General features: G+C 67.7%; 25 protein-coding genes. 14 read left to right on the top strand and 11 right to left on the bottom strand.

Annotated elements, in window-relative coordinates; genetic code table 11:
- Positions 1 to 12 precede the first annotated feature (12 nt).
- Positions 13 to 1,050 carry an LLM class F420-dependent oxidoreductase gene (locus tag AB4Z55_RS07580; protein WP_004022058.1) on the bottom strand — a complete coding sequence of 346 codons (1,038 nt, stop codon included), beginning with the start codon at positions 1,048 to 1,050 and terminating at the stop codon, positions 13 to 15.
- A 91-nt stretch (positions 1,051 to 1,141) separates the two neighbouring features.
- Here AB4Z55_RS07580 and AB4Z55_RS07575 point away from each other — a divergent pair, with 91 nt between their 5' ends.
- From AB4Z55_RS07575 to AB4Z55_RS07565, 3 genes are read left to right on the top strand one after another with little or no spacing between them, the layout of a single operon-like run.
- Positions 1,142 to 2,173: an OB-fold domain-containing protein gene (locus AB4Z55_RS07575; RefSeq protein ID WP_354560913.1), complete on the top strand. Its 1,032-nt coding sequence runs from the start codon at positions 1,142 to 1,144 to the stop codon at positions 2,171 to 2,173.
- Positions 2,173 to 3,222: a thiolase domain-containing protein gene (locus AB4Z55_RS07570; protein ID WP_354560915.1), complete on the top strand. Its 1,050-nt coding sequence runs from the start codon at positions 2,173 to 2,175 to the stop codon at positions 3,220 to 3,222. Before AB4Z55_RS07575 ends, AB4Z55_RS07570 begins: the two co-directional genes overlap by 1 nt.
- Positions 3,222 to 4,400 (top strand): thiolase domain-containing protein, encoded by a 1,179-nt coding sequence (locus AB4Z55_RS07565; protein WP_004022061.1) that lies wholly within the window; start codon positions 3,222 to 3,224, stop codon positions 4,398 to 4,400. The genes AB4Z55_RS07570 and AB4Z55_RS07565 overlap by 1 nt, the downstream gene beginning before the upstream one ends.
- 42 nt (positions 4,401 to 4,442) lie before the next feature.
- On the opposite strand, the gene AB4Z55_RS07560 is transcribed toward AB4Z55_RS07565, so the two are convergent.
- From AB4Z55_RS07560 to AB4Z55_RS07550, 3 genes are all read right to left on the bottom strand, one after another.
- Complete coding sequence (locus tag AB4Z55_RS07560) at positions 4,443 to 4,991, bottom strand: carboxymuconolactone decarboxylase family protein (protein ID WP_033205059.1); 549 nt, start codon at positions 4,989 to 4,991, stop codon at positions 4,443 to 4,445.
- Between the two features lie 167 nt (positions 4,992 to 5,158).
- The gene (locus tag AB4Z55_RS07555) at positions 5,159 to 5,623 is read right to left on the bottom strand and encodes a nuclear transport factor 2 family protein (RefSeq protein ID WP_004022063.1); all 465 of its coding nucleotides are present in this window, start codon (positions 5,621 to 5,623) and stop codon (positions 5,159 to 5,161) included.
- Positions 5,620 to 6,939: a cytochrome P450 gene (locus tag AB4Z55_RS07550; RefSeq protein WP_004022064.1), complete on the bottom strand. Its 1,320-nt coding sequence runs from the start codon at positions 6,937 to 6,939 to the stop codon at positions 5,620 to 5,622. The genes AB4Z55_RS07555 and AB4Z55_RS07550 overlap by 4 nt, the downstream gene beginning before the upstream one ends.
- Before the next feature lie 341 nt (positions 6,940 to 7,280).
- Between AB4Z55_RS07550 and AB4Z55_RS07545 the strand changes: the two genes are divergently transcribed.
- Together AB4Z55_RS07545 and AB4Z55_RS07540 are read left to right on the top strand one after the other, a co-directional pair.
- Positions 7,281 to 8,444 (top strand): steroid 3-ketoacyl-CoA thiolase, encoded by a 1,164-nt coding sequence (locus AB4Z55_RS07545; RefSeq protein WP_004022065.1) that lies wholly within the window; start codon positions 7,281 to 7,283, stop codon positions 8,442 to 8,444.
- Complete coding sequence (locus tag AB4Z55_RS07540) at positions 8,444 to 8,935, top strand: nitroreductase family deazaflavin-dependent oxidoreductase (RefSeq protein ID WP_354560917.1); 492 nt, start codon at positions 8,444 to 8,446, stop codon at positions 8,933 to 8,935. Before AB4Z55_RS07545 ends, AB4Z55_RS07540 begins: the two co-directional genes overlap by 1 nt.
- 269 nt (positions 8,936 to 9,204) lie before the next feature.
- On the opposite strand, the gene AB4Z55_RS07535 is transcribed toward AB4Z55_RS07540, so the two are convergent.
- On the bottom strand, positions 9,205 to 9,831 hold the full coding sequence (locus AB4Z55_RS07535; protein ID WP_354560918.1) for a TIGR03086 family metal-binding protein: 627 nt from the start codon (positions 9,829 to 9,831) through the stop codon (positions 9,205 to 9,207).
- A gap of 93 nt (positions 9,832 to 9,924) precedes the next feature.
- Between AB4Z55_RS07535 and AB4Z55_RS07530 the strand changes: the two genes are divergently transcribed.
- A complete protein-coding gene (locus AB4Z55_RS07530; RefSeq protein ID WP_354560920.1) occupies positions 9,925 to 10,920 on the top strand; it encodes a WYL domain-containing protein in 996 nt (331 codons plus the stop codon).
- A gap of 64 nt (positions 10,921 to 10,984) precedes the next feature.
- Positions 10,985 to 12,103, top strand: a complete 1,119-nt coding sequence (locus AB4Z55_RS07525) for a DUF5685 family protein (protein ID WP_354560922.1) — start codon at positions 10,985 to 10,987, stop codon at positions 12,101 to 12,103.
- A gap of 36 nt (positions 12,104 to 12,139) precedes the next feature.
- Here AB4Z55_RS07525 and fadD8 read toward each other — a convergent pair whose 3' ends face one another.
- Entirely contained in the window at positions 12,140 to 13,786 is a 1,647-nt protein-coding gene (fadD8, locus tag AB4Z55_RS07520) for a fatty-acid--CoA ligase FadD8 (protein ID WP_033205101.1), read from the bottom strand.
- 169 nt (positions 13,787 to 13,955) lie between these two features.
- Here fadD8 and AB4Z55_RS07515 point away from each other — a divergent pair, with 169 nt between their 5' ends.
- Positions 13,956 to 14,612 (top strand): GNAT family N-acetyltransferase, encoded by a 657-nt coding sequence (locus tag AB4Z55_RS07515; RefSeq protein WP_004020843.1) that lies wholly within the window; start codon positions 13,956 to 13,958, stop codon positions 14,610 to 14,612.
- 76 nt (positions 14,613 to 14,688) lie between these two features.
- Here the strand turns inward: AB4Z55_RS07515 and AB4Z55_RS07510 are convergent, their stop codons facing one another.
- From AB4Z55_RS07510 to AB4Z55_RS07500, 3 genes are read right to left on the bottom strand one after another with little or no spacing between them, the layout of a single operon-like run.
- The gene (locus AB4Z55_RS07510; protein WP_004020842.1) at positions 14,689 to 15,069 is read right to left on the bottom strand and encodes a hypothetical protein; all 381 of its coding nucleotides are present in this window, start codon (positions 15,067 to 15,069) and stop codon (positions 14,689 to 14,691) included.
- Entirely contained in the window at positions 15,066 to 15,962 is an 897-nt protein-coding gene (locus AB4Z55_RS07505; protein ID WP_354560923.1) for an SDR family oxidoreductase, read from the bottom strand. Before AB4Z55_RS07505 ends, AB4Z55_RS07510 begins: the two co-directional genes overlap by 4 nt.
- Positions 15,963 to 16,008: 46 nt before the next feature.
- On the bottom strand, positions 16,009 to 16,797 hold the full coding sequence (locus AB4Z55_RS07500) for an SDR family oxidoreductase (protein ID WP_369519478.1): 789 nt from the start codon (positions 16,795 to 16,797) through the stop codon (positions 16,009 to 16,011).
- A 90-nt stretch (positions 16,798 to 16,887) separates the two neighbouring features.
- Here AB4Z55_RS07500 and echA20 point away from each other — a divergent pair, with 90 nt between their 5' ends.
- The 6 genes from echA20 (at position 16,888) to AB4Z55_RS07470 (ending at position 22,821) form a co-directional block, all read left to right on the top strand.
- On the top strand, positions 16,888 to 17,673 hold the full coding sequence (gene echA20, locus AB4Z55_RS07495) for a (7aS)-7a-methyl-1,5-dioxo-2,3,5,6,7,7a-hexahydro-1H-indene-carboxyl-CoA hydrolase (protein ID WP_101819834.1): 786 nt from the start codon (positions 16,888 to 16,890) through the stop codon (positions 17,671 to 17,673).
- Positions 17,673 to 18,602, top strand: coding sequence for a CoA-transferase (locus AB4Z55_RS07490; protein ID WP_354560927.1), 930 nt, complete (start codon positions 17,673 to 17,675; stop codon positions 18,600 to 18,602). Before echA20 ends, AB4Z55_RS07490 begins: the two co-directional genes overlap by 1 nt.
- The gene (locus tag AB4Z55_RS07485) at positions 18,599 to 19,369 is read left to right on the top strand and encodes a CoA-transferase subunit beta (RefSeq protein ID WP_064569760.1); all 771 of its coding nucleotides are present in this window, start codon (positions 18,599 to 18,601) and stop codon (positions 19,367 to 19,369) included. Before AB4Z55_RS07490 ends, AB4Z55_RS07485 begins: the two co-directional genes overlap by 4 nt.
- The gene (locus AB4Z55_RS07480; protein WP_354560929.1) at positions 19,366 to 20,478 is read left to right on the top strand and encodes a nitronate monooxygenase; all 1,113 of its coding nucleotides are present in this window, start codon (positions 19,366 to 19,368) and stop codon (positions 20,476 to 20,478) included. Before AB4Z55_RS07485 ends, AB4Z55_RS07480 begins: the two co-directional genes overlap by 4 nt.
- Before the next feature lie 133 nt (positions 20,479 to 20,611).
- Positions 20,612 to 21,412, top strand: a complete 801-nt coding sequence (locus AB4Z55_RS07475) for an ATP-binding cassette domain-containing protein (protein WP_354560931.1) — start codon at positions 20,612 to 20,614, stop codon at positions 21,410 to 21,412.
- Between the two features lie 164 nt (positions 21,413 to 21,576).
- Positions 21,577 to 22,821 (top strand): DUF222 domain-containing protein, encoded by a 1,245-nt coding sequence (locus tag AB4Z55_RS07470; protein ID WP_354560932.1) that lies wholly within the window; start codon positions 21,577 to 21,579, stop codon positions 22,819 to 22,821.
- Positions 22,822 to 23,033: 212 nt separating this feature from the next.
- Here AB4Z55_RS07470 and AB4Z55_RS07465 read toward each other — a convergent pair whose 3' ends face one another.
- On the bottom strand, positions 23,034 to 24,770 hold the full coding sequence (locus AB4Z55_RS07465) for an ABC transporter ATP-binding protein (protein WP_354560934.1): 1,737 nt from the start codon (positions 24,768 to 24,770) through the stop codon (positions 23,034 to 23,036).
- Positions 24,767 to 26,671: an ABC transporter ATP-binding protein gene (locus tag AB4Z55_RS07460; protein ID WP_354560936.1), complete on the bottom strand. Its 1,905-nt coding sequence runs from the start codon at positions 26,669 to 26,671 to the stop codon at positions 24,767 to 24,769. Before AB4Z55_RS07460 ends, AB4Z55_RS07465 begins: the two co-directional genes overlap by 4 nt.
- Positions 26,672 to 26,726 lie beyond the last annotated feature (55 nt).

Raw genomic sequence — 26,726 nt, 5'->3', positions numbered from 1 at the left:
TCTATGGCCGAATCACACCAGCGTCGCCAGTTCGCGGATCGTCTCGGCGTCGCGCGCGGTGACCATGAGCATGGTGACCCCGGCCGCCTCCCACTCCTTGATCTGCGCGCGCACCTCGTCGGCGGTCCCGACCAGCATCGTCTCGCGGACCATCTCGTCGGGCACCGCGGCCATCGCCTCGGCCTTCTTCCCGCTCAGGAACAGGCTCACGATCTCGTCGACGGCGTCGCCGTAACCCATCCGCTTGTACAGCTCGGCGTGAAAGTTCTTCTCCTTGGCGCCCATTCCGCCGACGTAGAGCGCCGTCGACGGCCGGTACCGGTCGATGGCGGCCGCGACGTCGTCGGTGATGACGACCTGCACGGTCGCGGCCACCTCGAAGTCGCTGCGCGACCGGCGCGCACCCGGGCGGGCGAATCCCTCGTCGAGCCAGGCGTTGTACTGGTCGGCGAGGCCGAGGCTGAAGAAGATGGCGAGCCAGCCGTCGGCGATCTCGGCGGTCTGCGCGACGTTCTTCGGGCCCTCGGCGCCCAGCCAGATCGGCACATCGGCGCGCAGCGGGTGGGTGATCGGCTTCAACGGTTTCCCGAGGCCGGTCGACCCCGGTGCGTCAGCCGGATACGGCAGCGGATAGTGCGGACCGGGGTTGGTCACCTTGTCCTGGCGGGCGAGCACGTCCCGCACCACGCGCACGTACTCTCTCGTGCGCGCCAGCGGTTGGGCGAACGGTTCGCCGTACCAACCCTCCACGACCTGCGGTCCCGACACCCCGAGTCCGACGATGTGCCGGCCGCCGGAGAGATGGTCGAGGGTCAGCGCGTGCATGGCGAGCGAGGTCGGCGGTCGCGCCGACAGCTGGGCCACCGCGGTGCCCAGTCGCAGACGCGAGGTCGCGGCACCCCACCACGCCAGCGGCGTGTACGCATCCGATCCCCACGACTCCGCGGTGAACACGGCGTCGAAGCCACATTCCTCCGCGGCGGCGATCAGTTCCGGCGCGTTCGGGATGGGGTCGGCGCCCCAGTACCCCAGTTGCAGACCGAGCTTCACTCCCACTCCCCTTTCGCCCGGCCGCGCGTTCCCACGGCCTGACATGCACCTTGTGTCCAATACTAGAACGTGTTCTACTCGAGATGTGAGCATGAGCGTAACGTCTCCGGCCGCCCCGAGTCCCGTTGCCGAGGTGCCCGAGCCGAAGTCCCCCATCCTGACCGCTCCCCTGACCAACTCGTTCGACTACACCAGGTCTCTGGGTCCGGTTCTCAGTCAGTTCGCACTCGCCCTGCGCGACGGTCGGATCATCGGCTCGAGAGTCAGCGACGGCAAGGTCGCGGTCCCTCCGGTCGAGTTCGACCCCGTCACCGGCGCGCAGTCAACGGAGTTCGTCGAGGTGTCGGCCGTGGGTACGGTGACCACGTGGACCTGGAACCCCGAGCCGGTACCGGGCCAGCCACTGGACAAGCCGTTCGCATGGGCGCTCATCCGCCTCGACGGCGCGGACACGACTCTGCTGCATGCGATCTCGGTCGACTCCCCCGACGAGATGTCGACCGGGATGCGGGTCCACGCGGTGTTCGGCGCGGCTCGTATCGGCCGCATCGACGACATCGCCCACTTCGCCCCCGGCGAGGAGCCGGCCACCGCCCCTGCCAACACCGCCGAGGCACCCAAGGGTGCCGACACCGGCCTTCTCGTCATCCCCACCCCGGTCAGCACCGAGATCATCCACTCGGCCAACGAGGAGGAGTCTGTCTACCTCGAAGGGCTGAAGGCGGGCAAGCTGATCGGGACCCGTATCGGTTCGGGTGTCGACGCCGGACGCGTGTACTTCCCGCCCCGTGGCGTCAGCCCGGCCGACGGTTCCCCCGCGGTGGAACGAGTCGAACTCGCCCACACCGGCATCGTCACCACGTTCTGCATCGTCAACGTGCCCTTCCAGGGTCAGCGGATCAAGCCTCCGTACGTCGCCGCCTACGTGCTCCTCGACGGCGCGGACATCCCGTTCCTCCACCTGATCCTCGACATCGAGGCCGCCGAGGTCCGAATGGGCATGCGCGTCAAGGCCGTCTGGCTCCCCGAGGACGAATGGGAGCACTCGATCGGCAACATCAGCCACTTCGCGCCCACCGGGGAACCGGACGCCGAGTACGAGACCTACAAGGACCACCTCTGATGACACTGCCCCCGATCGCGATCATCGGTTTCGCGCACAGCCCCAATGTCGCCGGCACCCACGGCACCACCAACGGTGTCGAGATGCTGATCCCGTGCTTCGAGAAGCTCTACGCCGAGCTCGGCATCGCTCGCACCGACATCGAGTTCTGGTGCAGCGGATCGTCGGATTACCTTGCCGGCCGCGCGTTCTCCTTCATCTCGGCGATCGATTCGATCGGCGCCATGCCGCCCATCAACGAGTCACACGTCGAGATGGACGGCGCATGGGCGCTCTACGAGGCGTGGGTCAAGATCGCCACCGGTGAGGTCGACCTCGCGCTCGCCTACGGTTTCGGCAAGGCCACCGCCGGCAATGCGGATCAGACCCTGATCCTGCAGACCGACCCCTACACGGTCGCTCCCCTGCACCCCGACGCCCGGTCGCTCGGCGCGCTGCAGGCGCGAGCCGGGATCGACGCCGGGGTGTGGACCGAAGAAGACATGGCGACGATCGGCGCCCGCACCTTCGGCGGCTCGGTCGACGAGCTTCTCGGCCGCGACTACGTCGCGAATCCGCTACGGGCGCACGACATCGCGCCGTACACCGACGCCGCCGCCGCGGTCGTCATCGCCAGTGAGCGCAAGGCGCGTGAACTCGTCGCCAATCCGGCATTCGTCACCGGATGGGACCATCGGATCGACACCCCCAACTTCGGGGCACGCGACCTCACCCTCTCCCCGTCGACGAAGCTGGCCGGCGACACCGCGTTCGGCGATCGCAGCCGTGCGGTCGACGTCGCCGAGATCAACGCGTCGTACACGCATCAGGAGATCATCGTCCGCAACGCACTCGGCCTTCCGGACTCGGTGCGGATCAACCCGTCCGGCGGTTCCCTCGCCGGCAATTCGCTGTTCTCGGCCGGCCTGCAGCGCATCGGCTACGCCGCGCACGAGATCCTCGGCGGCAACGCGGGCACCGCGCTCGCCCATGCGTCGAGCGGCCCGCTGCTGCAGCAGAACATGGTGGTCACACTGAGTGCCCAGAACAACGAGGGGGCCGGGAACTGATGGGACACAACAACCGTGCCGCGGTGCTGGGCACCGGGCAGACACGATACGTCGCCAAACGGTCCGATGTCACGATGGCCGGCATGGTCCGCGAGGCCATCGACGCCGCGCTGATCGACTCGAAGGTCTCGCTCGACGACATCGACGCGATCGTCATCGGCAAGGCGCCCGACCTGTTCGAGGGGTCGATGATGCCCGAGCTCGCGATGGCCGAGGCCATCGGCGCGGTCGGCAAACGCCTCATCCGCGTGCACACGGCCGGCTCGGTCGGCGGGTCGACGGCCAACGTGGCCGCGTCGCTGGTCTTCGCGGGCGTGCACAAGAGAGTCCTCGCGGTCGCGTGGGAGAAGCAGTCGGAGTCCAACGCGATGTGGGCCCTGTCGATCCCGGTGCCCTTCACCAAACCGGTCGGTGCGGGCGCGGGCGGATTCTTCGCACCGCACGTACGCGCCTACATCCGGCAGTCCGGGGCTCCCGAGCACATCGGCGCGATGGTCGCCGCCAAGGACCGTCGTAACGGCGCGCTGAATCCCCTTGCGCACCTGCATCAACCGGATCAGACCGTCGAGAAGGTCATGAGCTCGCAGATGCTGTGGGACCCGATCCGCTACGACGAGACCTGCCCGTCGTCGGACGGCGCCTGCGCGGTGGTGATCGGCAGCGAGGATGTCGCCGATGCGGCCGTGGCCGCGGGTGACCCGGTGGCGTGGATTCACGCCACCGCGATGCGCACCGAACCGCTGTCCTATGCGCACCGCAACGTCGTGAGTCCCCAAGCCGGGCGCGACGCCGCCGCCGCGCTGTGGAAGGCCGGTGGCATCAGCAATCCGCTCGACGAGATCGACGCCGCCGAGATCTACGTCCCCTTCTCGTGGTTCGAGCCGATGTGGTTGGAGAACCTCGGCTTCGTCGCCGAGGGCGAGGGTTGGAAGCTCACCGAATCGGGTGACACCGAGATCGGCGGCCGCCTCCCGCTCAACGCGTCGGGCGGTGTGTTGTCGTCGAACCCGATCGGCGCATCGGGCATGATCCGTTTCGCCGAGGCAGCCATCCAGGTCATGGGCAAGGCGGGCGACCACCAGGTCGCCGATGCGCGCAAGGCGCTGGGTCACGCCTATGGTGGTGGCTCGCAGTACTTCTCGATGTGGCTCGTCGGGGCCGACAAGCCCCTCCACTGATCCGTTCTCGTAGCAGTCATGCGCGCCATGTGCGCATGACTGCTACGACATGCGTTCGGGCACAGCGCAGGCGAGGCCGTCGGACATCCCGGTCGGCCGAACGCCCAGTGACTGGTTCAGCCGAGCCCGCTGGTTCTCCCATGCGACGGTCATCGCGAGCTCGACGATCTGGGTCTCCGACAGATGTTCGGCCAGCCGACCCCGCAGCTCGGCGAGGTCCTCGCCCACTGCGGGGGTCAGGGTCATCGCCTCGGCGTAGCCGATGACGAGCTTCTCCAGATCGGTGTACGCACCCGACTCGCGATACCGCGGCAGATCGCGGAGTTGCTGCTCGGTGATGCCCGCTCCCGTCGCGAGTGCCGAACCGATGTCGAGGCAGAACTCGCAGCTGACCAGGCCGGCCGCCTTGAGCTCGGCGAGTTCCTTGAGTTTCGGGTCCATCCGATTCGACAGCAGCAGTGCCGATTCCATGCCCATTGTTGCGCCGGCGACGAGGGGGCGTCGTGCCAGATGGCCGACGAGTTCGGCGCGATGCCGTCGAGCCCGCCCCATCGCGCGAAGGTAGTTCCGTGTTCGGTGCAGTGCCCTCATCGTCCGTCCTTCCGGTGCCGATCGCCGACCTTTACGCACCTCATCGTGCGCCGATGCGACTCCGGTGTAAACGTCCGATGGCTCACAGGCACCGTCACTGACAAACACCGCGGGCGGGACAGGTGGTCGTCACCTGTCCCGCCCGCGGTGGGCTACTCGTGCGCCGATCAGGCCTTGCGCACCGAGTTGATGGTCTTCTCCACTTCCCAGAAGGCGCGCAGTGCCGACAGCTTCCCCTCGGCGTCGGCCCGATACGTGAAGACTCCCCGCGCCTCGGAGACGTGGCCGGCGATGTGGGTGACGATGCTGCCGATGTAGGCGACCTCGTTCCCGCAGATGATCTCCTCGTCGAACCGGAAGTCGATGTTCTCGGTCGTCCCGATCGACTTGTCCCAGAACTCGGAGATCGCCTCGTGCCCACGGAATCCGGCGCCGTCCGGATCGAACATCGACGGACCGACCGGGTCCTCCACCGTGGCGTCGACGGCGAAGTTGTCGATCCACGCCTGCTTGTCCCGTGACGCCACGAACTCACGCGAACGACGACCTGCCACGACTGCGGGATGATTCTCCCGGTCGATGCCGAGGTAGGCCGGCGACTGCTGTCCGGCGGTCTCCTCCGCTGCGGTCACTTCGTGCCGTAGTCGACGCGGAGTTCCTTGACCCCGTTGATCCAACCGTGCCGCAGGCGGCGCGGGGCGTCGAGCTTGGTGATGTCGGGCACCATGTCGGCGAGCGCGTTGAACATCAGGTTGATCTCCATCCGCGCGAGGTTCGCGCCGACGCAGAAGTGCGCACCGTTGCCGCCGAACCCGACGTGCGGGTTCGGGTCACGCATGATGTTGAACGAGAACGGATCGTCGAAGACGTCCTCGTCGTAGTTCGCCGAGCCGTAGAACATACCGACGCGCTCGCCCTTCGCGATGTGGACGCCGCCGATCTGCGTGTCCCGCTTGGCAGTCCGCTGGAAGCAGTTCACCGGGGTCGCCCATCGGACGATCTCGTCGACCGCGGTCGCCGGGCGCTCCTTCTTGAACAGCTCCCACTGGTCGGGGTTGTCCAGGAACGCGTTCATCCCGTGGCTGATGGCGTTACGGGTGGTCTCGTTGCCGGCCACGGTCAGGAGGATGAAGAAGAACCCGAACTCCGTCTCGTCGAGCGCCTGCCCGTCGATGTCGGCGTTCACCAGCGTGGTGACGATGTCCTCGCCGGGATTCTTGCGCTTCTCCTCGGCCATCGTGTAGCCGTAGCCGAGGATCTCGGCATTCGCCTGCTGCGGATCGGTGGTGTAGTCCGGGTCGTCGGCGTTCATCATCGAGTTCGACCAGTCGAACAGCTTCTCCCGGTCCACCTCGGGCACACCGAGCAGATCCGCGATCGCCAGCAGCGGGAGGTCGACGGCGACGTCCTTGACGAAGTCGCCGCTGCCCTTCTCCGCGGCCCGCCTGACGATCTCACGTGCGGCATCGTCGAGCTTCTCCTCGAGGGAGTGCACGGCACGCGGCGTGAACAACTTGGAGACCAGCTTGCGCAGGCGTGTGTGCTCCGGCGGATCGTGGTTGATCAGCAGCGCCTTGGTGATCTCGATCTGATCGGCGGTCATGTCGTCCTCGAAACGCATGATCACGCCGTTGGCGTTGGTTTCCCAGTCGTCGTTGTTCTTCGAGATCTCGCGGACGTGGGCGTGCTTGGAGATCACCCAGTAGCCACCATCGTGGAACCCGCCGCCCTTTCCGGGCGCCTGGGCATTCCACCAGACGGGTGCGGTCTTGCGCAGTTGCGCGAATTCCTGCACGGGGATTCCCTTTTCGAGCAGATCAGGGTTGGTGAAATCCCACCCTTCCTGCTGCATGAACGGGCACTCCGCGACGACGTCGGGAGGGCTCGCGTGCGCAGAATCCGCCGTGGTCGGCTCGCTGCCGATCGGGGCGCTCTGGGCCTGGGTCACGTCACACCACCTCGCTGTGAGATTTAGAACCTGTTTCAATCACATTGAAGCACACTGTGACCCATTCGACACCCCCAGACGAGAACTTGTTCTAGTTTTGTTCCCGGCTTGTTGCCCCCACCAGCAGCGTTGCTCCGCAGATCCGACCATGTTCGCCATCGTGCAGCGCAGTCGTACGACGCCGGACCGCGTCCCGAGGTGTCATCGGGGGACGCCTTCCGGACCCACCATAGACGCAAACATAGAACGTGTTCTAGCGTGATCTCAGCGGCCTCGACGCCCTGTCGTCGGGCCATACCCGGTGGGCAACGGAGTTCACCGAGACCAACGAAGGAGTGACCATGGGCGTTCCGGTCATCGTGGAGGCGGCGCGTACGCCGATCGGCAAGCGTGGCGGATGGCTGTCAGGACTACATGCCGAGGAGCTCCTCGGCATGACCCAGCGCGGGGTCCTCGACAAGGCCGGCATCGATCCCGCACTCGTCGAGCAGGTCATCGGCGGTTGTGTCACCCAGGCCGGCGCGCAGGCCGGCAACATCACCCGCAAGGCGTGGCTGTCGGCGGGCCTTGCCGAGGCGACGGGCGCCACCACCATCGACGCCCAGTGCGGTTCGGCGCAGCAGGCCAACCATCTGATCGCCGGGCTGATCGCCTCCGACGCGATAGAAATCGGTCTGGCCTGTGGCGTGGAGACGATGTCGGTCGTCCCGCTGGGGGCCAACGTCGGCACCGACGCCGGGCCGTACCACGCCGAGTCGTGGGACGTCGACATGCCCAATCAGTTCGAGGCCGCCGAGCGCATCGCGAAACGCCGCGGCATCACACGCGCCGACATCGACGGACTCGGCGAGCGCAGCCAGCGCCTCGCGCGCCAGGCGTGGGACGAGGGCCGCTTCGATCGCGAGGTGTTGACACTGAAGGCTCCCGAGCGGACCAAGGAGGGCGAGCTCACCGGCAACATCCTGGACGTCAGCCGGGACCAGGGTCTGCGTGACACCACCCTCGAGTCGTTGTCGGCACTCAAGCCCGTCCTCGAGGGTGGCATCCACACCGCGGGCACTTCGTCGCAGATCTCCGACGGCGCGGCCGCGGTGCTGATCATGGACGAGTCCAGGGCACGCGAGCTGGGCCTGACGCCGCGTGCTCGCATCCGGTCGCAGGCACTCGTCGGCGCGGAGCCGCACTTCCACCTCGACGGTCCGGTCCAGGCGACCGAACGGGTGCTGGCGAAGTCGGGGATGTCGTTGTCCGACATCGACGTCGTCGAGATCAACGAGGCGTTCGCGTCGGTGGTGCTGAGCTGGGCTCAGGTCCACGGCGCGGACATGGACAAGGTGAACGTCAACGGCGGCGCCATCGCCCTCGGCCACCCGGTGGGCAGTACCGGGTCCCGCCTCATCACGACCGCACTGCACGAGCTGGAACGCCGGGACGGTCAGACCGCCCTGATCACCATGTGCGCGGGCGGAGCGATGGCCACCGGCACGATCATCGAGCGGATCTGATGCCCGCCTTCGATCCGAACAACAAACCGGCGCAGCTGGATTCACCTGTCGTCAGCAAGTTCATCAAGCTGGGCTCCAAGGCGAACACGGCGCTGTACAAGGCGACCGGCGGCCGGGTCGGCGGCACGTGGCGCGTGGGCGCGGGCCTCCGCAAACCGGCGCCGGTGTGCCTGCTGACGACGATCGGCCGCAAGTCGGGTCAGCCGCGCACGGCTCCGCTCATCTACCTGCGCCGCTGCGACTCGTTCGTCGTCGTGGCGTCGCAGGGCGGCTCGGCCAAGCACCCCGCGTGGTACCTCAACCTCCGGGACAACCCGAAGGTCGAGATCCAGCTCGGCAAGGAGAAGTTCGACCTCGTCGCACGCACGGCCACCGATGCCGAACGCGCCGAGCTGTGGCCGGATCTGGTCGACACCTATGCCGACTACGACACCTACGCTGCCTGGACGGAGCGGACGATCCCGGTGGTCATCTGCGAGCCGGTTGCATAGCTCTAGCCAGACACCCCATCCCTGCTCCCTGAGGTGTGAGGAGCGATAGCGACGAGCCACGAAGGGCGGCAACGCATCTCGCCAGGACCCTTCGAGGCTCGCTTCGCTCGCACCTCAGGGAGCGCGAAGTCGGCCCGCTCGCACCTCAGGGAGCGCGAAGTCGGCCCGCTCGCACCTCAGGGAGCGCGAAGTCGGCCCGCTCGCACCTCAGGGAGCGCGAAGTCGACCCGCCCGCACCTCAGGGAGCAGAAGCCGTCGCGCTTTGTACTTCAGGCCACCCATCCCACCGACTGCCGGCCGGTCCAGTTGGCGAGCCGCTCGGTGGGTCCGGCCTCCGGGCGCGGCTCGACGACGGGGCCGAACGGGACACCGGGATCGGTGCGGATCGCGGCCGGGATGAACTGGCGTGCCACCCCGAGCGTCGTCTCGGCGAGTTCGGCGTCGGCCTCCGCAGGCCGAGCGGTGGCGACCGCCAGATCCCAGCCGTGGACGAGTGTTTCACTGACATAACCCCACAGGGCACCGGCGCCCGGGACTTCGCCCCATGGCACCTGGACCATCGCGGAGAGCTTGGCGTCATCCGACCATGAGTCGAGCGCCTGGTCGATGAAGGCCGCGTAGGTCCGGGCGTCGAACTGTTCGGCGATCGACGCCATCGTGCGGATGTCGACACCCTCGGCCAGCGCGGCCGCGCGTTCGGCGACGGCGACGAGGTGGGCCGACAGCGTTCGGACGTCGAACTCGTCGCACGGCGTCGGCGAGTCGAGTTGGTCGTCGGACACTCCGTCGAGCAGTTCCACGACCCATGCGGTGGCGGCGCGGAACGCCGGCCGGGGATCGTCGAGGGCGGGCGTCGCCTCGGGAGTGGGTGCGGAGTTCGTGGTCGCTGCGTTCATGATGTCGTCCTCTCGTGGGGTTTCGGGTACGTCGACCAGTGAAGTCCCGATACACGACACCTTCTGTCATGTTTTTCCGGAAGAATCTCCCCCGTGCGCGCTGAACGCCTCATCGCCCTGCTCATGGTGCTGAAGAAGCACGACCGGGTCACCGCCGCGGTGCTGGCCGCCGAGCTCGGGGTCTCCGAGCGAACCGTGCTGCGTGACATCGACGCGTTGTCTCTGTCCGGCGTCCCCGTGTACGCCGAGCGGGGTCGCCACGGCGGGTTTGCACTCCTGCCCGGATACCGCACCGATCTCACCGGACTGACCGTCGACGAGGCGACCTCCCTCCTGGCCGGGACGGGCCGGTTGGACTCCCCCGCGTTCACCAGCGCCATGCGAAAGGTGACCGCGGCGCTCCCGGAGGCGCACCGCGGCCACGCGGTCCGCGCCGCCCAGCGGGTTCTGGTCCGGCCGGAAGGGTTCGTCCGCGCACCCGAGCGACTCGAGTCGCTCGACGCCGTGCAGACCGCTGTCCTCGATGGGCGTCGGATACGCATGCGCTACCGCCGGCGAGGCGCGGACGAGGCCCGCGAACACGTCCTCGACCCGATCGGACTCATCGTGGCCGGTGACACCTGGTATCTCGTCGCCTCCGGACGACGCCCGGGGACCACCGAGACGGCCGCCACCCGGAAGGACGGACCGGGCAAGGGTTCCGACGAACGGATGTACCGCATCTCCAGGATGCGCGACGTCGAGGTCCTCGACGAGCCCGCACAACGGGACGACGAGGTTGACCTCGCCGCGATCTGGGAACGACGCCGCGACGCGTTCCGCAGCTCGTTCGAACCCGTCGACGTGGTCGTCGACTGCGCCGCCGACGATGCCGAGCGCCTCGGGATGATCGCCACCGCCGTCGACACGATTCCCCGGCCGGGCGACCGCTGTCACCTCGAACTCCATTTCGCCGATCATCGACATGCCACCCGCGCCCTGTGGACGTCGATGTTCGATCACGATTTCGCCGTGGTGGAGCCGAGGTGGTTGCGGGACGCACTGTCCGCTCGCGCCCGATCGATCGGAGGGGCGCGCGGACCGGGTTGAGAGTGGTTGCGCCGAACGAATGAATCCCGTGGCGACGCTCCCGGCCCTGTGGTCTGATTCTCAGATGTTCGGAGTCCTCACTCCTTGTCGGCACGCACTCGACCACGATCTGATGGACCAGTGGCGCTCACACCTGTGCGGTGTCTGTATCTCGCTGCGCGACAACCACGGCCAGTCGAGCAGGCTGACGGTCAACACCGACGCGGTGATGGTCTCGATCCTCACCGCCGCGCAATCGGCGTCGGAGTGCGCCTCCACAACTGCCGGCCGGTGCCCCCTTCGCGGAATGCGCACGGCGACAGTCGTGTCCGGCGACGAACCGGGCGTCCGCCTGGCCACCACCGCGTCGCTCACCCTGGCCGCAGCGAAGGCTGCCGACGTCGGCAACGAGCAACACCACGCGCTCGCGCCCCGCCGGCCGGTCCGCGCGAAACTCGCCGGATACGCCGGGAACCATCTGCGCCGGCACGCAGCGGCCGACACCGCGGTCGCCGACCGGCTCGACATCGATTCCATGATGACGACGCTGTCGCGGCAGGCGGAGATCGAGTCGACGAGCGTGGTGCTCGACGACCTCATCGAACCATCGGCGGTCGCTGCGGCACAGGTCTTCGCCACCTCGGCGGTGCTCGCCGACGCCCCCGACAATCGGGAGCCGCTGCTCGACATCGGCGCGGACTTCGGCCGCATCGCGCACCTGCTCGACGCGGTAGACGACTACGACTCCGATGACGCCGAGGGGCGGTTCAACCCACTCCGCGCGACCGGCACGTCACCCGAGACCGCCCTCGACCGGTGCCGGCGACTGGCGGCCGCGATCCGGGCGCGCTATGCGGATCTCTCCCTCGCCGACGACCGCTTGCTGCGCGTGGTTCTGCTCGACGGCCTGCGCCACGCCATCCACAAGCGAATGCACCCTCATTCTGCCGCCATGTCGGTGACCGCCGACTCGCGCACACAGTGGCCACCGCACCGGCCCTTCGGTTATCCGACCGAGTGGCCGTACCCGCCGCCGTTCAGGCCGAATCGTTCCTTCGCCGAACGGATTCTGCCCTTCATCGGTGTTTCTTGTTTCGGCAAGGCCTGCTGCACCGACCATTGGAATCACTTCACCGACAAGTACAAGGATGCGGCCTGCGACGACTGTGACTGCTGCGATTGTTGCGACTGCTGCGATCTCTGACCTGCGATCTGGGTCCGTCCCCCAGGGAACGAAGACCTACCCGACTCCGCGGTCGGAGGTGGCCCAGTACTGGGACCGCAGCGCCTTCTTGTCGGGTTTGCCGAGTGCGGTCAACGGCAGTGCGTCGGCGAAGATCACCTGCTTGGGCGACTGCACCGCGCCCTTGCGGTCTTTGACGGACTGCTGGATCTCGGTCGTGATGCGGCCTTTCGCCGCATCGTCGGTGTCGGCATCACTGCGGAGCACGACGATCGCGGTGACCGCCTCCCCCCACTTCTCGTCCGGGACACCGATGACGCCGACCTGCCCGACGGCCGGGTGCTCGGCGACGACATCCTCGACCTCGCGCGGGAACACGTTGAACCCGCCGGTGACGATCATGTCCTTGGTGCGGTCGACGATGAACCAGAAGCCGTCCTCGTCCTCGCGAGCGACGTCACCGGTGCGCAGCCAGCCGTCACGGAAGGTATCCGCGGTCTGCTCCGGGAGACCGAGGTAGCCACCCGCGAGAAGCGGTCCGGCGACACAGATCTCGCCGGGCTCACCCTGCGGGACGGGCTTGTCGTCGGGGCCGAGGAGGGCGGTGCGCAGGAAGGCCGACGGTCGTCCGCAGCTGCTCAGCCGACGCTGGTCCTCGCCGGGACCCGGATGATCGCCCTTGGCCAGATAGCTGATGACCATCGGGGCCTCGGACTGGCCGTAGTACTGCGCGAAGATCGGCCCGAAACGCTCGATGGCCTCGGCGAGACGTACCGGATTGATCGGCGACGCACCGTAATACACGGTCTCCAGCGACGACAGGTCGCGCGTCTTCGAGTCCGGGTGGTCCATCAGCGCGTACAGCATCGACGGCACCAGCATCGTCGCGGTGATCTTCTGCTCCTCGATCGTGCGCAGCACCTCCGCCGGGTCGAACTTGGACAGCACCACCATCGATCCGCCCTTCATGAGGGTCGGCACGAAGAACGCCGCACCCGCATGCGACAGCGGGGTGCAGAGCAGGAACCGCGGGTGTTCCGGCCACTCCCATTCCGCGAGCTGGATCTGCGTCATCGTCGACATGGCCCGGGCGGTGCCGATGACACCCTTGGGTTTGCCCGTCGTCCCACCCGTGTAGGTGATCGAGACAACGTGGTCGGGCGAGAGATGTGCCGCCGCAAGAGGCTTGGGGTCGAAGTTCTCGGCCTCGGCGATCACGTCGCGCGCGTGGGCGGCCAGTTGCTCGGGTACCGGCCCGAGTGTCAGCACCTGCTTGAGGCCGGGCACTCGTTCGAGCAGCGCCGCCGCCCGTTCGACGAACATGGGGACCGGATCGATGATCAGGGTCGACACACCGGCGTCGGACAGCACGTAGGCGTGGTCGTCGAGCGACCCCAGCGGATGCAGCGCGGTACGACGCCATCCCTGGGTCTGCCCGGCGCCGATCACGAACAGCACCTCCGGACGATTCAGCGCGAGCAGGCCGACCGCGGTTCCGGTGCCGGCCCCCAATCCCTCGAAGGCCTGGATGTACCGGCTGATCGACGCGGCCATCTCGCCGCCGGTCATCTCGGTGTCCCCGAGGGACAGCACGGTGCGGTCGGCGTGCCGCCGCAACGCCGCGACCATCAGGTCGCCCATGTGCGTGCCCCCGCGCAGGTGATCGAAGTCGGCCGGTGGTGTCGTCGTACCCTCGTTCGTCATGAGCACCAGACTAGGACGTGTTACAGCCAGAGGGAAGAATCTCCACCAAAACAGACCATCCAGCCAATAGAACCTGTTCTACATTTGCGCCTCGAGGGCGAGGTCCGGCATCCGATGCGCGCACCGGATGTCCACCACATGGTGACCGACGGTGACCTAGGATCGAGGCATGACTGATCTCGACCTCGCCACCACCCGACGAGACATCGCCGACGCCCTGCTGACCGCTCTCGAACGTCGCCATGAGGTCCTCGATGCCATCGTCGACGCCGAGAATCACGACCAGGCCGTCGCCGCAATCGTCGAGCTGCTCGGGAAGTCCCGGCTCGGCGCCGAGGCCATTCTGGACATGAAGCTCGACCAGCTCACCAAGGACGACCGTCGCAAGAACCAGGCCGAGCTCGACGACCTGAACAGTTCCCTCACCTTCACGCTGGCCGAGCGGCCGGCGAGCAGCGGTGACACGCTCGACCTCCGTCCGTTCGACCCGTCCGCCGACGCGGAACTGTTCTCGGCGCGGACCAACGAGATCGGCACCGCCGGAGACGGTTCCGGTGCTCCCGCCGGAGATGTCGCGGCCGAGATCAGCGCCGCCACCGACCGGGTCGACGCCGAGGAAGCCGTCTGGCTGGTGGCCGTCGAGGGCGAATCGAAGGTGGGCTTCGTATTCGGCGAGCTGAAGGACGGCGAGATCGACCTGCGCATCTGGATCCATCCCCAGTTCCGCAAGTCGGGGTACGGCACCGCCGCGCTGCGCAAGTCGCGTTCGGAGATGGCCGCCTACTTCCCGGGCGTGCCGATGGTCGTCCGCGCGCCGGGCGCCTGACTCACATCCATACCAGCCGAACACCCACCGCCACGCGGGGCGGTGGGTGTTCGTTGCGTGCGAAAGTGCCCGGCGGTCAGGCGCGTTGGGGCCGCGGGAGTCCGAAGTGGGCGACGATCGCACGGATCCGGTTGTCCTCGTCGATCACGAAGGTCTCCGACACCGTCGCCCCCAGTCGTAGCGCCTTGGGTCGGACGTGCACGACGTAGCGCGTGGTCACGCTGTGACCGTCGACCGTTGCGGTGAAGTCCGAGACCCGATGGATGAGGCGGAATTGCGGACCGCGGGCGAGGCTACGGGTGATGTGGCCGCCGTTGCGTCCGGTCTTGACGCCGAACTCCACCCGGGTGCAGTCCGGGTGCAGCGCGACCGCAGACGGATCGTGACTGACCAGGGCATCGACATAGGCCCTGGCCGCTGCGATCCGGTCGCCCGACGAATCGGCGGGTGACGTCATCGCGCGCCGTACACCGGCATCGGCACCGGCGCCTTCGCCAGGATCTCCTCGATCACCGGGCCGAGCTCACCAGCCTCCCAGCGAGACCCCTTGTCCCGCTCGACGCTTCGCTGCCAGCCATCGGTGACCGAGATCTTGCCGCCCTCGACCTCGAACACCCGGCCGGTCACCGAGCCCGCTGCGGGCGAACCGAGCCAGACCACGAGCGGCGACACATTTGCCGGATCCATCGAGTCGAAGGAGCCGTCGGCGGGCGCGGCCATCTGAGCGGCCATTGCCTCACCGGCGCCCATGGTCATCTGGGTGCGGGCGGCCGGAGCGATCGCGTTCACGGTGACACCATACGACCCCAGTTCGGCCGCTGCCTGGATCGTCAGGGCCGCGATGCCGGCCTTCGCCGCGACGTAGTTACCCTGGCCCACCGAACCGTACAGGCCCGCACCGGAACTCGTGTTGATGATGCGTGCCTGCGGAACGTCGCCGGCCTTGGCCTGCGCGCGCCAGTGCGCGGCCGCGTGCCGCAGTCCGACGAAGTGCCCTTTGAGGTGCACCCGGACGACCGCATCCCATTCGTCCTCCGACAACGAGACCAGCATCCGGTCGCGGACGAAACCCGCATTGTTGACCAGGATGTCGAGGCGCCCGAAGGTGGAGAGCGCGGTCTCGACCATGGCCGCTCCCGCATCCCAGTCCGCGACATCACCCACCGATGCGACGGCCTGCCCGCCCGCGGCGACGATCTCGTCGACCACCTCGCTCGCCGGATCCTCGGCGTAATCGTTGACCACGACCTTCGCGCCGTCGGCGGCGAACGCGAGGGCGTGGGCACGTCCGATGCCCTGGCCGGCACCGGTCACGATGACGACTCGACCCTCATTCATTGTGCTGGTCACACTGTTTCCTTTCCGAACTGCTCTCGGACCCGATCCGCGCCGGGTCTCAGACTGCGTTACCGGCGGTCGCGGCGTCGAGGAATGCCGGTTTCTCGCCGCCCCCGTGCACGGTCAGCGTCGATCCGCTGATGTAACCGGCGAGCGGTGACAGCAGGAACGCGACCGCATTGCCCACGTCGGCGGGCGTGGCCATGCGGCCCATCGGGATGGTCGCACCCACCGCCGCGACGCCGGCGTCGTCGCCGTAGTGCAGGTGCGACTGCTCGGTGACGACCGGACCGGCGATCACCGAGTTCACCCGCACCCGCGGCGCCCACTCGACGGCCAGCGAGCTCATCAGGTTGTCGAGCCCGGCCTTCGCCGCCCCGTAGGCCGAGGTCCCGGGTGACGGCCGGTGGCCGCTCACGCTGGAGATGTTCACGATCGCACCGCCGTCGGGCTGCGTCTGCATCACGGCGTTGGCCGCGCGGGCCACGGCCAGCGGAGCGAGCAGGTTGAGATCGACGATCTTGCTGGCGAATCGGACCGACGCGTCGGCGGCCAGTGCGAACGGTGATCCGCCTGCGTTGTTCACGACGCCGTCGATACGTCCGGCGCGCCCGATGATCTCGTCCATCATCGCCTCGACCGCATCCGCGTCGCGGACGTCGCAGGACACGAAGTCGACCTCACGGAGGTCGTCGGCGAGGTTGTCGGCGTTACGGCCGCAGATCACCGGTCGAGCGCCGAGCGCGCCCAGCACGCGGGTGATCCCGGCACCCACCCCACGCGCCCCGCCGGTGACCAGCACGACCTTTCCGACCAGGCCCAGCTCGACCTGTGACTGCGTCTGCATGGGTGCTACCCTACCAAACAACCAAGCACTTGCTTGGTGCGCTTCCGCAGTCCTCCGGGCTGTCCGAATCGCCCCATGAGAGGAGCCCGCGTGCCGATCACCACGACACGTTCCGATTCCGGGATCGTGACGGTCACCGTCGACTATCCGCCGGTCAACGCGCTGCCATCGGCCGCGTGGTTCGAACTCGGCGACGCCATCACCGCCGCCGGAGCGGACCCGACCACGCATGTGGTGGTCCTGCGAGCAGAGGGGCGCGGCTTCAATGCCGGCGTCGACATCAAGGAGATGCAGGCGACCGACGGCTTCGACGCCCTGATCGGCGCCAACCGCGGATGCGCCGCCGCGTTCAGCGCGGTCTACGACTGCGCGGTCCCCGTCGTCGTCGCCGTGAACGGATTCTGCGTGGGCGGCGGCATCGGACTCGTCGGGAACGCCGACGTCATCGTGGCCTCCGACGACGCCGTCTTCGGACTGCCCGAGGTCGACCGCGGAGCCCTCGGCGCGGCAACGCATCTCGCACGACTCGTGCCCCAGCACATGATGCGGACCCTGTACTTCACCGCCAAGAACGTCACCGCCCAGCAACTCGAGCATTTCGGGTCGGTGTACCGGGTCGTGCCGCGCGAGGAGCTGCTCGACGCGGCCCTCGAGATCGCGGAGGCCATCGCCGCCAAGGACACTCGGGTGATCCGCGCAGCGAAGGAAGCGATCAACAACATCGACCCGATCGACGTCAAGGCGAGTTACCGCCTCGAGCAGGGTTACACCTTCGAGTTGAACCTGGCCGGCGTCGCCGACGAGCACCGCGACGCGTTCGTCTCGACCGGCAAGCCACTCACCGCGAATTCGGCTTCGGATGGAGGACGTGCCTGATGCCCACCGACAAGACAAGCACTTTCGACGACGTCATCGCCGAGCTGCGCGACGGGATGACCATCGGCATCGGCGGATGGGGTTCGCGCCGTAAGCCGATGGCGCTCGTGCGCGCGCTCGCCCGCTCCGACGTCAAGGACCTTACCGTGGTCACCTACGGCGGGCCCGACCTCGGGTTGTTGTGCGCCGCACGCAAGGTACGCCGCGCGTACTACGGCTTCGTCTCGCTCGACTCGGCGCCGTTCTACGACCCGTGGTTCGCCAAGGCCCGCACCAACGGCGAGATCGAGGTGCGCGAGATGGACGAGGGAATGGTGAAATGCGGGCTGGAAGCAGCCGCCGCGCGCGTGCCGTTCCTGCCCATCCGCGCCGGCCTGGGCTCCGACGTCCTCAATTTCTGGGAGGGTGAGCTGAAGACCGTCACCTCGCCCTATCCCGACGCCGACGGCCGCACCCAGACCCTGGTGGCGATGCCGGCACTGAAACTCGACGCCGCCTTCGTCCACCTGGATCTGGCCGACGCCCACGGCAACGCCGCGTACACCGGGGTCGACCCGTACTTCGACGATCTCTACTGCGCGGCCGCCGAGCGTCGCTACCTCGAAACAGATCAGATCGTCTCCACGGAGGTACTGGTCAAAACGGTTCCGCATCAGCGTCTTCTGCTCAATCGGATGAACGTCGACCGGGTTGTCCACGCACCGAACGGGGCCCATTTCACTTTGACGGGCGCCGGGAGCGGAGCGAGCGGGCCCAATGGCACAGGCGAGTACGGCCGGGACGAGAAGTTCCAGCAGTTCTATGTGGCCTCGGCCAAGGAACCCGAGACCTGGGATACGTTCTCCCGCCGGTTCCTCCAGGTCGACGAGGAGACCTACCAGCGCGAGGTCACCGCGTGGCAGGCCGAGCAGAAGGAGAACGAGCAGTGAGCACCGCCGAGACCCAGACGTCCACGGACGTCACGCGCGCCGAGTACTGCGTCATCTCCTGCGCCGAGATCTTCTCCGGGGCAGGCGAGATCATGGCATCGCCGATGGCGCCCACTCCCCTGCTCGGTGCCCGCCTGGCACGCCTCACCACCGAACCCGATCTGCTGATCACCGACGGTGAGGCGCTGATCCTGGCCGACACCCCGCCGATCGGGAAGACCGGACCCATCGAGGGGTGGATGCCGTTCCGCAAGGTCTTCGACGTCGTCGCGTCGGGGCGTCGTCATGTGGTCATGGGCGCCAACCAGATCGACCGTCACGGCAATCAGAATCTGTCGGCCTTCGGACCGCTGCAGCACCCGACACGCCAGATGTTCGGTGTGCGTGGAGCTCCCGGCAACACCATCAACCACCCGACGAGCTACTGGGTGCCGCGGCACACGGCACGCGTCTTCGGCGAGTCCGTCGACATCGTGTCGGGCGTCGGCTTCGACAAGGTCGATCCGGAGAACCCCGCCTTCGACGATCTGAACATCCACCGCGTCGTCACCAACCTCGGCGTCTTCGACTTCGGCGGTGCGGGCCACACGATGCGGGCCCTCTCGCTGCATCCGGGAGTCACGGCCGACGAGGTCGCCGAGAACACCGGCTTCGAGATCGACGGACTCGCCGATGCACCGGAAACGCGCAGGCCGACGGCAGAGGAGCTCGGCCTGATCCGGGACGTCCTCGATCCGAAGGGCATCCGCAACAAGGAAGTCCGATGAGCGAACCCACCGCCGCGCATCCGAGCCCGGCACGTGCAGCCGGATTGTCGACTGCGTTCACCGAACTCGTGGGCATCGAGTACCCGATCGTGCAGACCGGGATGGGCTGGGTGTCCGGGCCGTCGTTGACCTCGGCGACGTCGAACGCCGGCGGGCTGGGAATCCTGGCGTCGGCGACGATGACCTTCGCCGAACTCGAGACCGCGATCGCGAAGACGAAGACGCTGACCGACAAGCCGTTCGGCGTGAACATGCGCGCCGACGCGACCGACGCCCCGGAGCGGATCGACCTGCTGATCCGCGAGCGTGTGAAGGTCGCGTCCTTCGCGCTGGCACCCAAACCGGAACTCATCGCCAAGCTGAAGGACAACGGGATCGTCGTCATCCCGTCGATCGGTGCGGCCAAGCACGCCGTGAAAGTCGCTTCGTGGGGTGCCGACGCGGTGATCGTGCAGGGCGGCGAAGGTGGCGGCCACACCGGACCCGTCGCGACGACGCTGCTCTTGCCGTCGGTGCTGGATGCGTTGTCGGCGAAAGGCATCGACATGCCGGTGGTCGCCGCCGGCGGCTTCTTCGACGGCCGCGGGCTCGCCGCGGCGCTGGCCTATGGCGCCCAGGGCGTCGCGATGGGCACGCGCTTTCTGCTCACCTCCGACAGTGCCGTGCCCGACTCGGTCAAACAGGAGTACCTCGGTCGCGGACTCGGCGACACCGTCGTGTCGGTGAAGGTCGACGGCATGCCGCATCGCGTCTTGCGTACCCCGCTGGTGGAGGCGCTCGAAAGCGGAAGCCCGGTCAAGGCGCTCGTCGCCGCGGCGCGCAACGCCAACGAGTTCAAACAGATGACCGGCATGCGCTGGACGACGATGCTCAAAGACGGTCGCACGATGAAGAAGTCGGGCGAACGCACGTGGCAACAGGTCATCATGGCCGGCAACACCCCGATGCTGCTCAAGGCCGGCCTCGTCGAGGGCGACACCCGCGCCGGGGTACTCGCCTCCGGCCAGGTGGTCGGGATGATCGACGACCTGCCGAGCTGTGACGAGCTGGTCCAGTCGATCATGACCCAGGCGCACGAACGGTTGAAGACACTCGGATCGTTGGGTTAAGGCGGAGCTTGCGGAGGGCGCCACCCCCGCCCCCTGAGGAGGCCCGGAGCTTGCGGAGGACCGCCACCCCCGCCCCTGAGGAGGCCCGGAGCTTGCGGAGGGCCGTCACGAAGGGTCCGGTAGGTTCGCAAGCGTGTCTACCCCGGATGTCCTGCGCCTGGATTCGGTCGGTTTCGTGCGGCAGTCCCGCGCGATCCTCACCGACATCGACCTCACCATCCGGGCCGGCGAGCGATGGGCGCTCATCGGCCCGAACGGTGCGGGCAAATCGACGATCCTGAGCCTGTGTGGCGCCGAACAACATCCGACGTCCGGAACGGTCCATGTCCTCGGACATCAGCTGGGGCGCGTCGAGATACGACAACTGCGCGAGTCCATCGGCCACGTGAACCCGCGGCATCCGCTGCGATCACCGCTGTCCATCCGCGAGGTGGTGCTGACCGGTGCGACCGGCACGACCGAGTTGATGGACCACCGGAAACCCGCACCGGAGACACTCGCCCGCGCCGACGAGCTGATCGAGATGCTCGGCCTGAGCGCGCTCGCGTCGGCGCCGTGGACCAACCTGTCACAGGGCGAACGCGGCCGGACGCTGATCGCCCGCGCGCTGCTGTCCGACCCGCGGCTCCTGCTGCTCGACGAGCCGTCGACCGGCCTCGATGTGGCCGCGCGCGAGCGACTTCTGCAGACCGTCGACCGGTTGCACCGCACGCACCCGGACCTCGCGACCGTGCTCGTCACCCACCACCTCGAGGAACTGCCCGAGACGACCACGCATGCCGTGCTGGTGACCGGAGGTCGGATCCTCGCCGCCGGCCCCGTCGACGAGATCCTGACCACCGAGTTGGTGACCGAGTGCTTCGACTACCCCATCGAGATCGCGCACCAGGAGGGCCGGTGGTCGGCGCGCGGCGTCTCGTTCACTGCTCCCTGACTCGGCCGGCCCCCTTGTGACTGGTGGGGTTTCAGTTCACCACAGTTTACCACGGTTCACCGCTGGGACGTGAGTGACATCCACTGCAGTGCAGTAATTTTCGTCGACTCCTGGGTTGTGAAACAAATCTCGTCGTCGAACGCTTTGGCGAGTACCTTGGTGTCATGCCCTCGATCACCGAGCTCCGCGACACCCTCATCGGTCTGACTCCACCACCCGACGACGGCACCGGTCGCGCGGTGCTCGACCGACTCGACGAACTACGGGTGCTGCGAAACGTGCTCGATCACCAGATCGCTGTCCACATAGCTCTTGTGGAGGCCTCGGCTGCAGCGGCACGCGCAGGATCGACGACACGGTCGTGGCTGATCGAGATGGGCATGCCACCGGCGGTCGCCCACCGCGGGGTGCGGATCGCCGCCGGCCTGGCGTCGTTGCCAAAGGTCGCCGACTGCGCAGCCGACGGATACCTCGCCGTCGAGTGCGTCGACGCGGTCGTCCGCGGTATCGCCTCCATCGACAGGTGTTCCACATCAACGCTTTCCGACGACGACCGGCAGCTGTTCGAGACCGAGTTGCTCACCCAGGCGTTCTCCGGTGCCACACCCGCCGAAATCGACACCCTCGCCCGCGGCATCGCCATGCGTGTCGCCGAGGCCGATCCCGGCACGGTTTCGGCAGCTGATGACGCATCACTGAACACCGTGCACGCTCGGGTGACCGACGAGGGCAGAGTCGCCATCACCGGCGATGTGACGGCGGTGATCGGAGAGAAGTTCCTGACGATGATCGACGAACGATCCGGTCCGCGACCCGAACCCGACGGCACCGACGATCGACGCAGTGTCGGCGAGCGTCGGGCGGACGGTCTGGAGTTACTGCTCGATCAGGCGGCGATCGGGGCGGCGATGACCACCGCCGGAGCGCCCCGTACCCAACTACTGGTCACCATCCCTGCTGATGGGGTGGACCCGGCGCGGATGCCGTGGGTCGGCGCGGTCACGGCATCGACAGCCCGCCGGTTGTCGTGTGACGGCGCGGTCGCCGAGATCGTCCTCGACAGCGAAGGCGTGCCGTTGCGGATGGGTACCACCAAGCGGCTGTTCCCGCATCACCTGCGCCAAGCGATCATCGTGCGCGACATGTGTTGCGTGAAATGTGGTGCCCCCGCGGCACATACGCAGGTGCATCATCTGGTGCCATGGGCTGACGGCGGCCCCACCGATCTGGACAACGGCTGCCTACTCTGCCAGCGCTGTCACACCCAGGTGCATCACCACGGCTGGCAGGTGGTGATGGGTCCCGACCGGCACCCGTGGCTGATCCCGCCGGTCGACGTCGACCCCCGACGCCTGCCCCGCCCCGCCTACAACCGACGCACCATGCGACTCGACGACGCACTCGTCTAGACGGCCCGCGCACCAGACCCTCCGGCGTCGACCCCGATGCCACACGACCTTTGACAACTCCACAGTGGAAACAGGCCCGGCCGGCCGGGATCTCGTAGCGAGAAGATGGGTTGCAGAGTGCGCACTTTCGCTACGAGATCTCGGTAGGGCCGGGGCGATCGGCCCTGAAGTGAGGACAGTCTGACCCATTTGCACTGCCTGAAGGGGCGCGCCTACGCCGACGGCGTCAGCGTCCAGCCGGCAGCAGCGGTGCGCTGGTTCCAGAACTCGGTGTAACGCCCGCCCCGGGTGAGCAGTTCGTCGTGGGTGCCGATGGCGTCGACACCGCCCTTATCGTCGAGGACGACGATCTGGTCGGCGGCGATCACGGTCGAGAGCTTGTGCGCGATGACCAGCACCGTGCTCTGGTCGGCGAGGCGGCGGATCGACTCGGCGACGTGCGATTCGTTCTCGGGATCGAGAGCACTGGTCGCCTCGTCGAAGAGCACGATCGGGGCGTCCTTGAGCAACGCGCGGGCGATCGAGACCCGTTGCCGCTCACCGCCGGACAGCGCCGAACCGCCCTCGCCGACGACTGTGTGCCAGCCATCGGGCAGCCGGTCGACGATCGAGGTGACGCCCGCTGTCTCGGCCGCGGCGCGAGTCTCGTCGTCGGAAGCATCGGGGCGGCCCAGTTTGATGTTCTCCCACAACGTGTCGTCGAAGAGGTAGACGTCCTGGAACACCTGGGACAGCTGGCCCATGAGCGCACCGGTCTCCTGCTCCCGCACGTCGACGCCACCGACCTTCACGACGCCGCCGTCGACGTCGTAGAACCGGGCGATGAGGCGGAAGATGGTCGACTTTCCCGATCCGGAGGGACCGACGAGCGCCGTCATCGTGCCCGGACGAGCCCGAAGCGACACGTCGCGCAGGACCTGCGCGCCGGTCTCGTATCCGAATGCCACACCGTCGAGTTCGACGGCACCCGGCTCGGTGATCGGCGTCGGCCGCTCGGGCGCGGGCATCCGGTCGGTGTCGAGCACACCGGTGATGCGATTGATCTCGTCGGTGGACATGCGCAGCGTCGAACCCAGTTCGGCGAGTTCGCCGATCGGCCCGAAGAAGCGCGCCGCGAGCCCGAAGACCGCGATCAGCAGCGCCGGTTCGATGTGACCCGCCACGGCCAGCCACGCGCCGAGGGCGAGCACGGCACTGAAGACAACCTGCACCGACAACCCGTTCAGCAGGATGCCGAGGATCGAGCGCCAGAGCATCGACTTGCCCACGCGGGCTTGCCGGCCGAGCGCGTCGGCGAGCGGCTTGTGCGCGGAGTCCGAATCACCGAAGGCGCGCAGCACCGCCTGGCAGCGGGCGAACTCCAGCACCCGGTTGTTGACCTTGACGGCCTCGGCACGCTTGCGCCCCTCGGACTTCGCGAGGAACGAGCTCGACAGCTTGCCGACGTACATCAGGAGCAGTGTCCCGACGACCATGAGAAGACCGATGCGCCAGTCGAAGAAGCAGATGCCGATGACGACCACCACGGAGCTGACCGTGTTGACCACGACCGGGGTGATGTAGTGCGCCCCGGTGCTGCCGACGAACATCGTTCCCTTGACCGCGATCTGGGAGACGTCGCCGACCCGGTCGCGGGTGAACCAGCCGAGCGGCAGCGTCACCATGTGGTCGCCGAGGCGGTGATGCAGCATGCGCATCGCGTAGAGGGCCATCGTCATGCCCTTGAGCGACTGGACGTACGCGCTGACCGCGCAGATGACGACGAGCACGGCCAACGGCCACAACCACTGTGCAGCGGCGGACAGATCGCCGGTCAGCAGGTGTTCGACGATCGGGACCAGGGTGAGCATCGCCAACCCCTGCGCGATGCCGTAGACGACCACCCAGGTCAGGAAGACGACCATGCGGGCACGTTCCGAACCCAGGATCGTGTAGAAACCGCGGATCATCGTGCCACCTCGCTGCTCGCGACCGCGCCGCGCGCGATCTCCTCGTCCTGTCGGGTGGTCCCGGCCTCGTAGGCGGCCCACATCGACGCATACAGCCCGCCGCGGGCGACCAATTCGTCCTGCCGGCCCTGTTCGACGACCCGGCCCCGATCGAGGACGACGATGTTGTCCGCGTGCGTGATCGAGCCGAGCCGGTGGGCGATGACGAGCACGGTTCGCCCGACCATCAGGGTGCCGATGGCCTGCTGGATCTGCGCCTCCGACTCTGGATCGGCGAAGGCGGTCGCCTCGTCGAGGACGAGGATCGGCGTGTCGGCGAGCAGTGCCCGCGCGATCGAGACGCGTTGCGCCTCACCGCCGGAGAAGTGTACGCCATCGCCGACCACGGTGTCGTAGCCGTCGGGTAGCTCCAGGATGCGGTCGTGGATCTGCGCGGCACGGGCGGCATCGTAGACCTGCACGTCGCTCGCGTCCGGACGGCCGAGCCGAATGTTGTCGCGCACCGACATCGTCAACAGCTGCACGTCCTGCAGCACGAAACCGACATGGCGGTAGAGCTCGGTGGCGGCGATGTCCCGCACGTCCACCCCACCGATGCGGACCGCGCCGGAATCGGGATCGCCGAAGCGGGGCAACAGTGTCGCGAGCGTCGACTTCCCGCTTCCGGACGGCCCGACGAGCGCGGTCACGGTGCCTTCGGCCAGTTCGACGCTGACGTCGTCGAGCGCCTTCACCCCGGACGGCACGCCGAGACGCGGCGGGTAGGTGAAGTGCACGTTCTCGATCCGCACGTCGTGTCCGGCGGGCACCTGCGGGTTGTCCGGGACGTCGAGTTCGGGCTCGGCGAGCAGCGCGGCGATACGCAGCGCCGCGGCCGAAGCCTGCTGACGGGTGTGGACCGCGGTGGACACGGTGAGCAGCGCAGTGGGCAGCACCATCGCGATCAGCGTCGAGCCGACGAGTTCGATGGGCTGGACCCACCCGTTGTCGACGAACCAGTACCCGACCCCGAGGTTGACCAGCAGGATCAAGGGCGCGCTGATCAGGACGGTGGTGACCGCCTGGACGCGCAGCATCGGCCCCATGTAGCCGGCGAAGTCGTCGTTGAACTCGTCGGCGGCATCGACGAAACGCCGGTGGGCCTTGCCCGTCTGCCCGAACGTCTTCACCACGGCGACACCCGAGATGAACTCGACGATGGTGGCGCTGATCCGCGCCACACCCTTGTCCATCTTCTCCATCTCGGTCGTGAGGTCGCGAGCCATGTAGGAGTAGGTCAGGGCATACAGCGGCACGGTGGCGACGGCCAGGAGCCCGAGTCGCCAATCCAGGTAGAAGCAGTAGACGAGCGCGAAGATCGGCGAGAGCATCGCGGCCGTGGCTTCGACCGTCGCATGGGCGACCAGGTAGTGCAGATCTGCGACGTCGTTCTGCACGGACTTGCGGACCGCACCGGAGCTGGTGCGGCTGAACCAGCCCAGCGGGAGCCGACCGAGCTTGTCCGCGATGCGGATTCGAAGTTGTGCCTGGAGGTCGAGATCGGCGAAGTGGGTGATCGCGAGCGCGAGGAAGCTGAAGGCCGCGCGTGCGCCGAGTCCCGCGACGACCAGCCACACGACCAACCACACGCGACCCGAATCGACCGGCCCGGGTTCGAGCAGGATGCGTCCGAGTTCGACGATCCCGATGAACGGCACCACCGTTGCCGCGGAGGCGAAGACCTGGACGAACTGGGCGAGGAGCGTGCGCTTCTTCACCGGGGCCAGGATGTCGGCGAGGGCAGCGGCTTTCGCCTTGGACTCGGATCGGGCCTGGGCGCGCGCCGCTTTCGGATCGTCGGGTCCGGCGTCGACGTCGGACACTGGTGCAGGCGCGGCCACATCGGTTCCGCCAATTGTCATATGCGCACAATAACGGCCGGACGCTGGGAAAGGAAAGCTACCCTAACTTCGACGT

The sequence above is a fragment of the Gordonia sp. ABKF26 genome (assembly GCF_041103195.1).
Classification (GTDB): Bacteria; Actinomycetota; Actinomycetes; order Mycobacteriales; family Mycobacteriaceae; genus Gordonia; species Gordonia terrae.
This window is presented reverse-complemented; position numbering and strand designations above follow the sequence as displayed.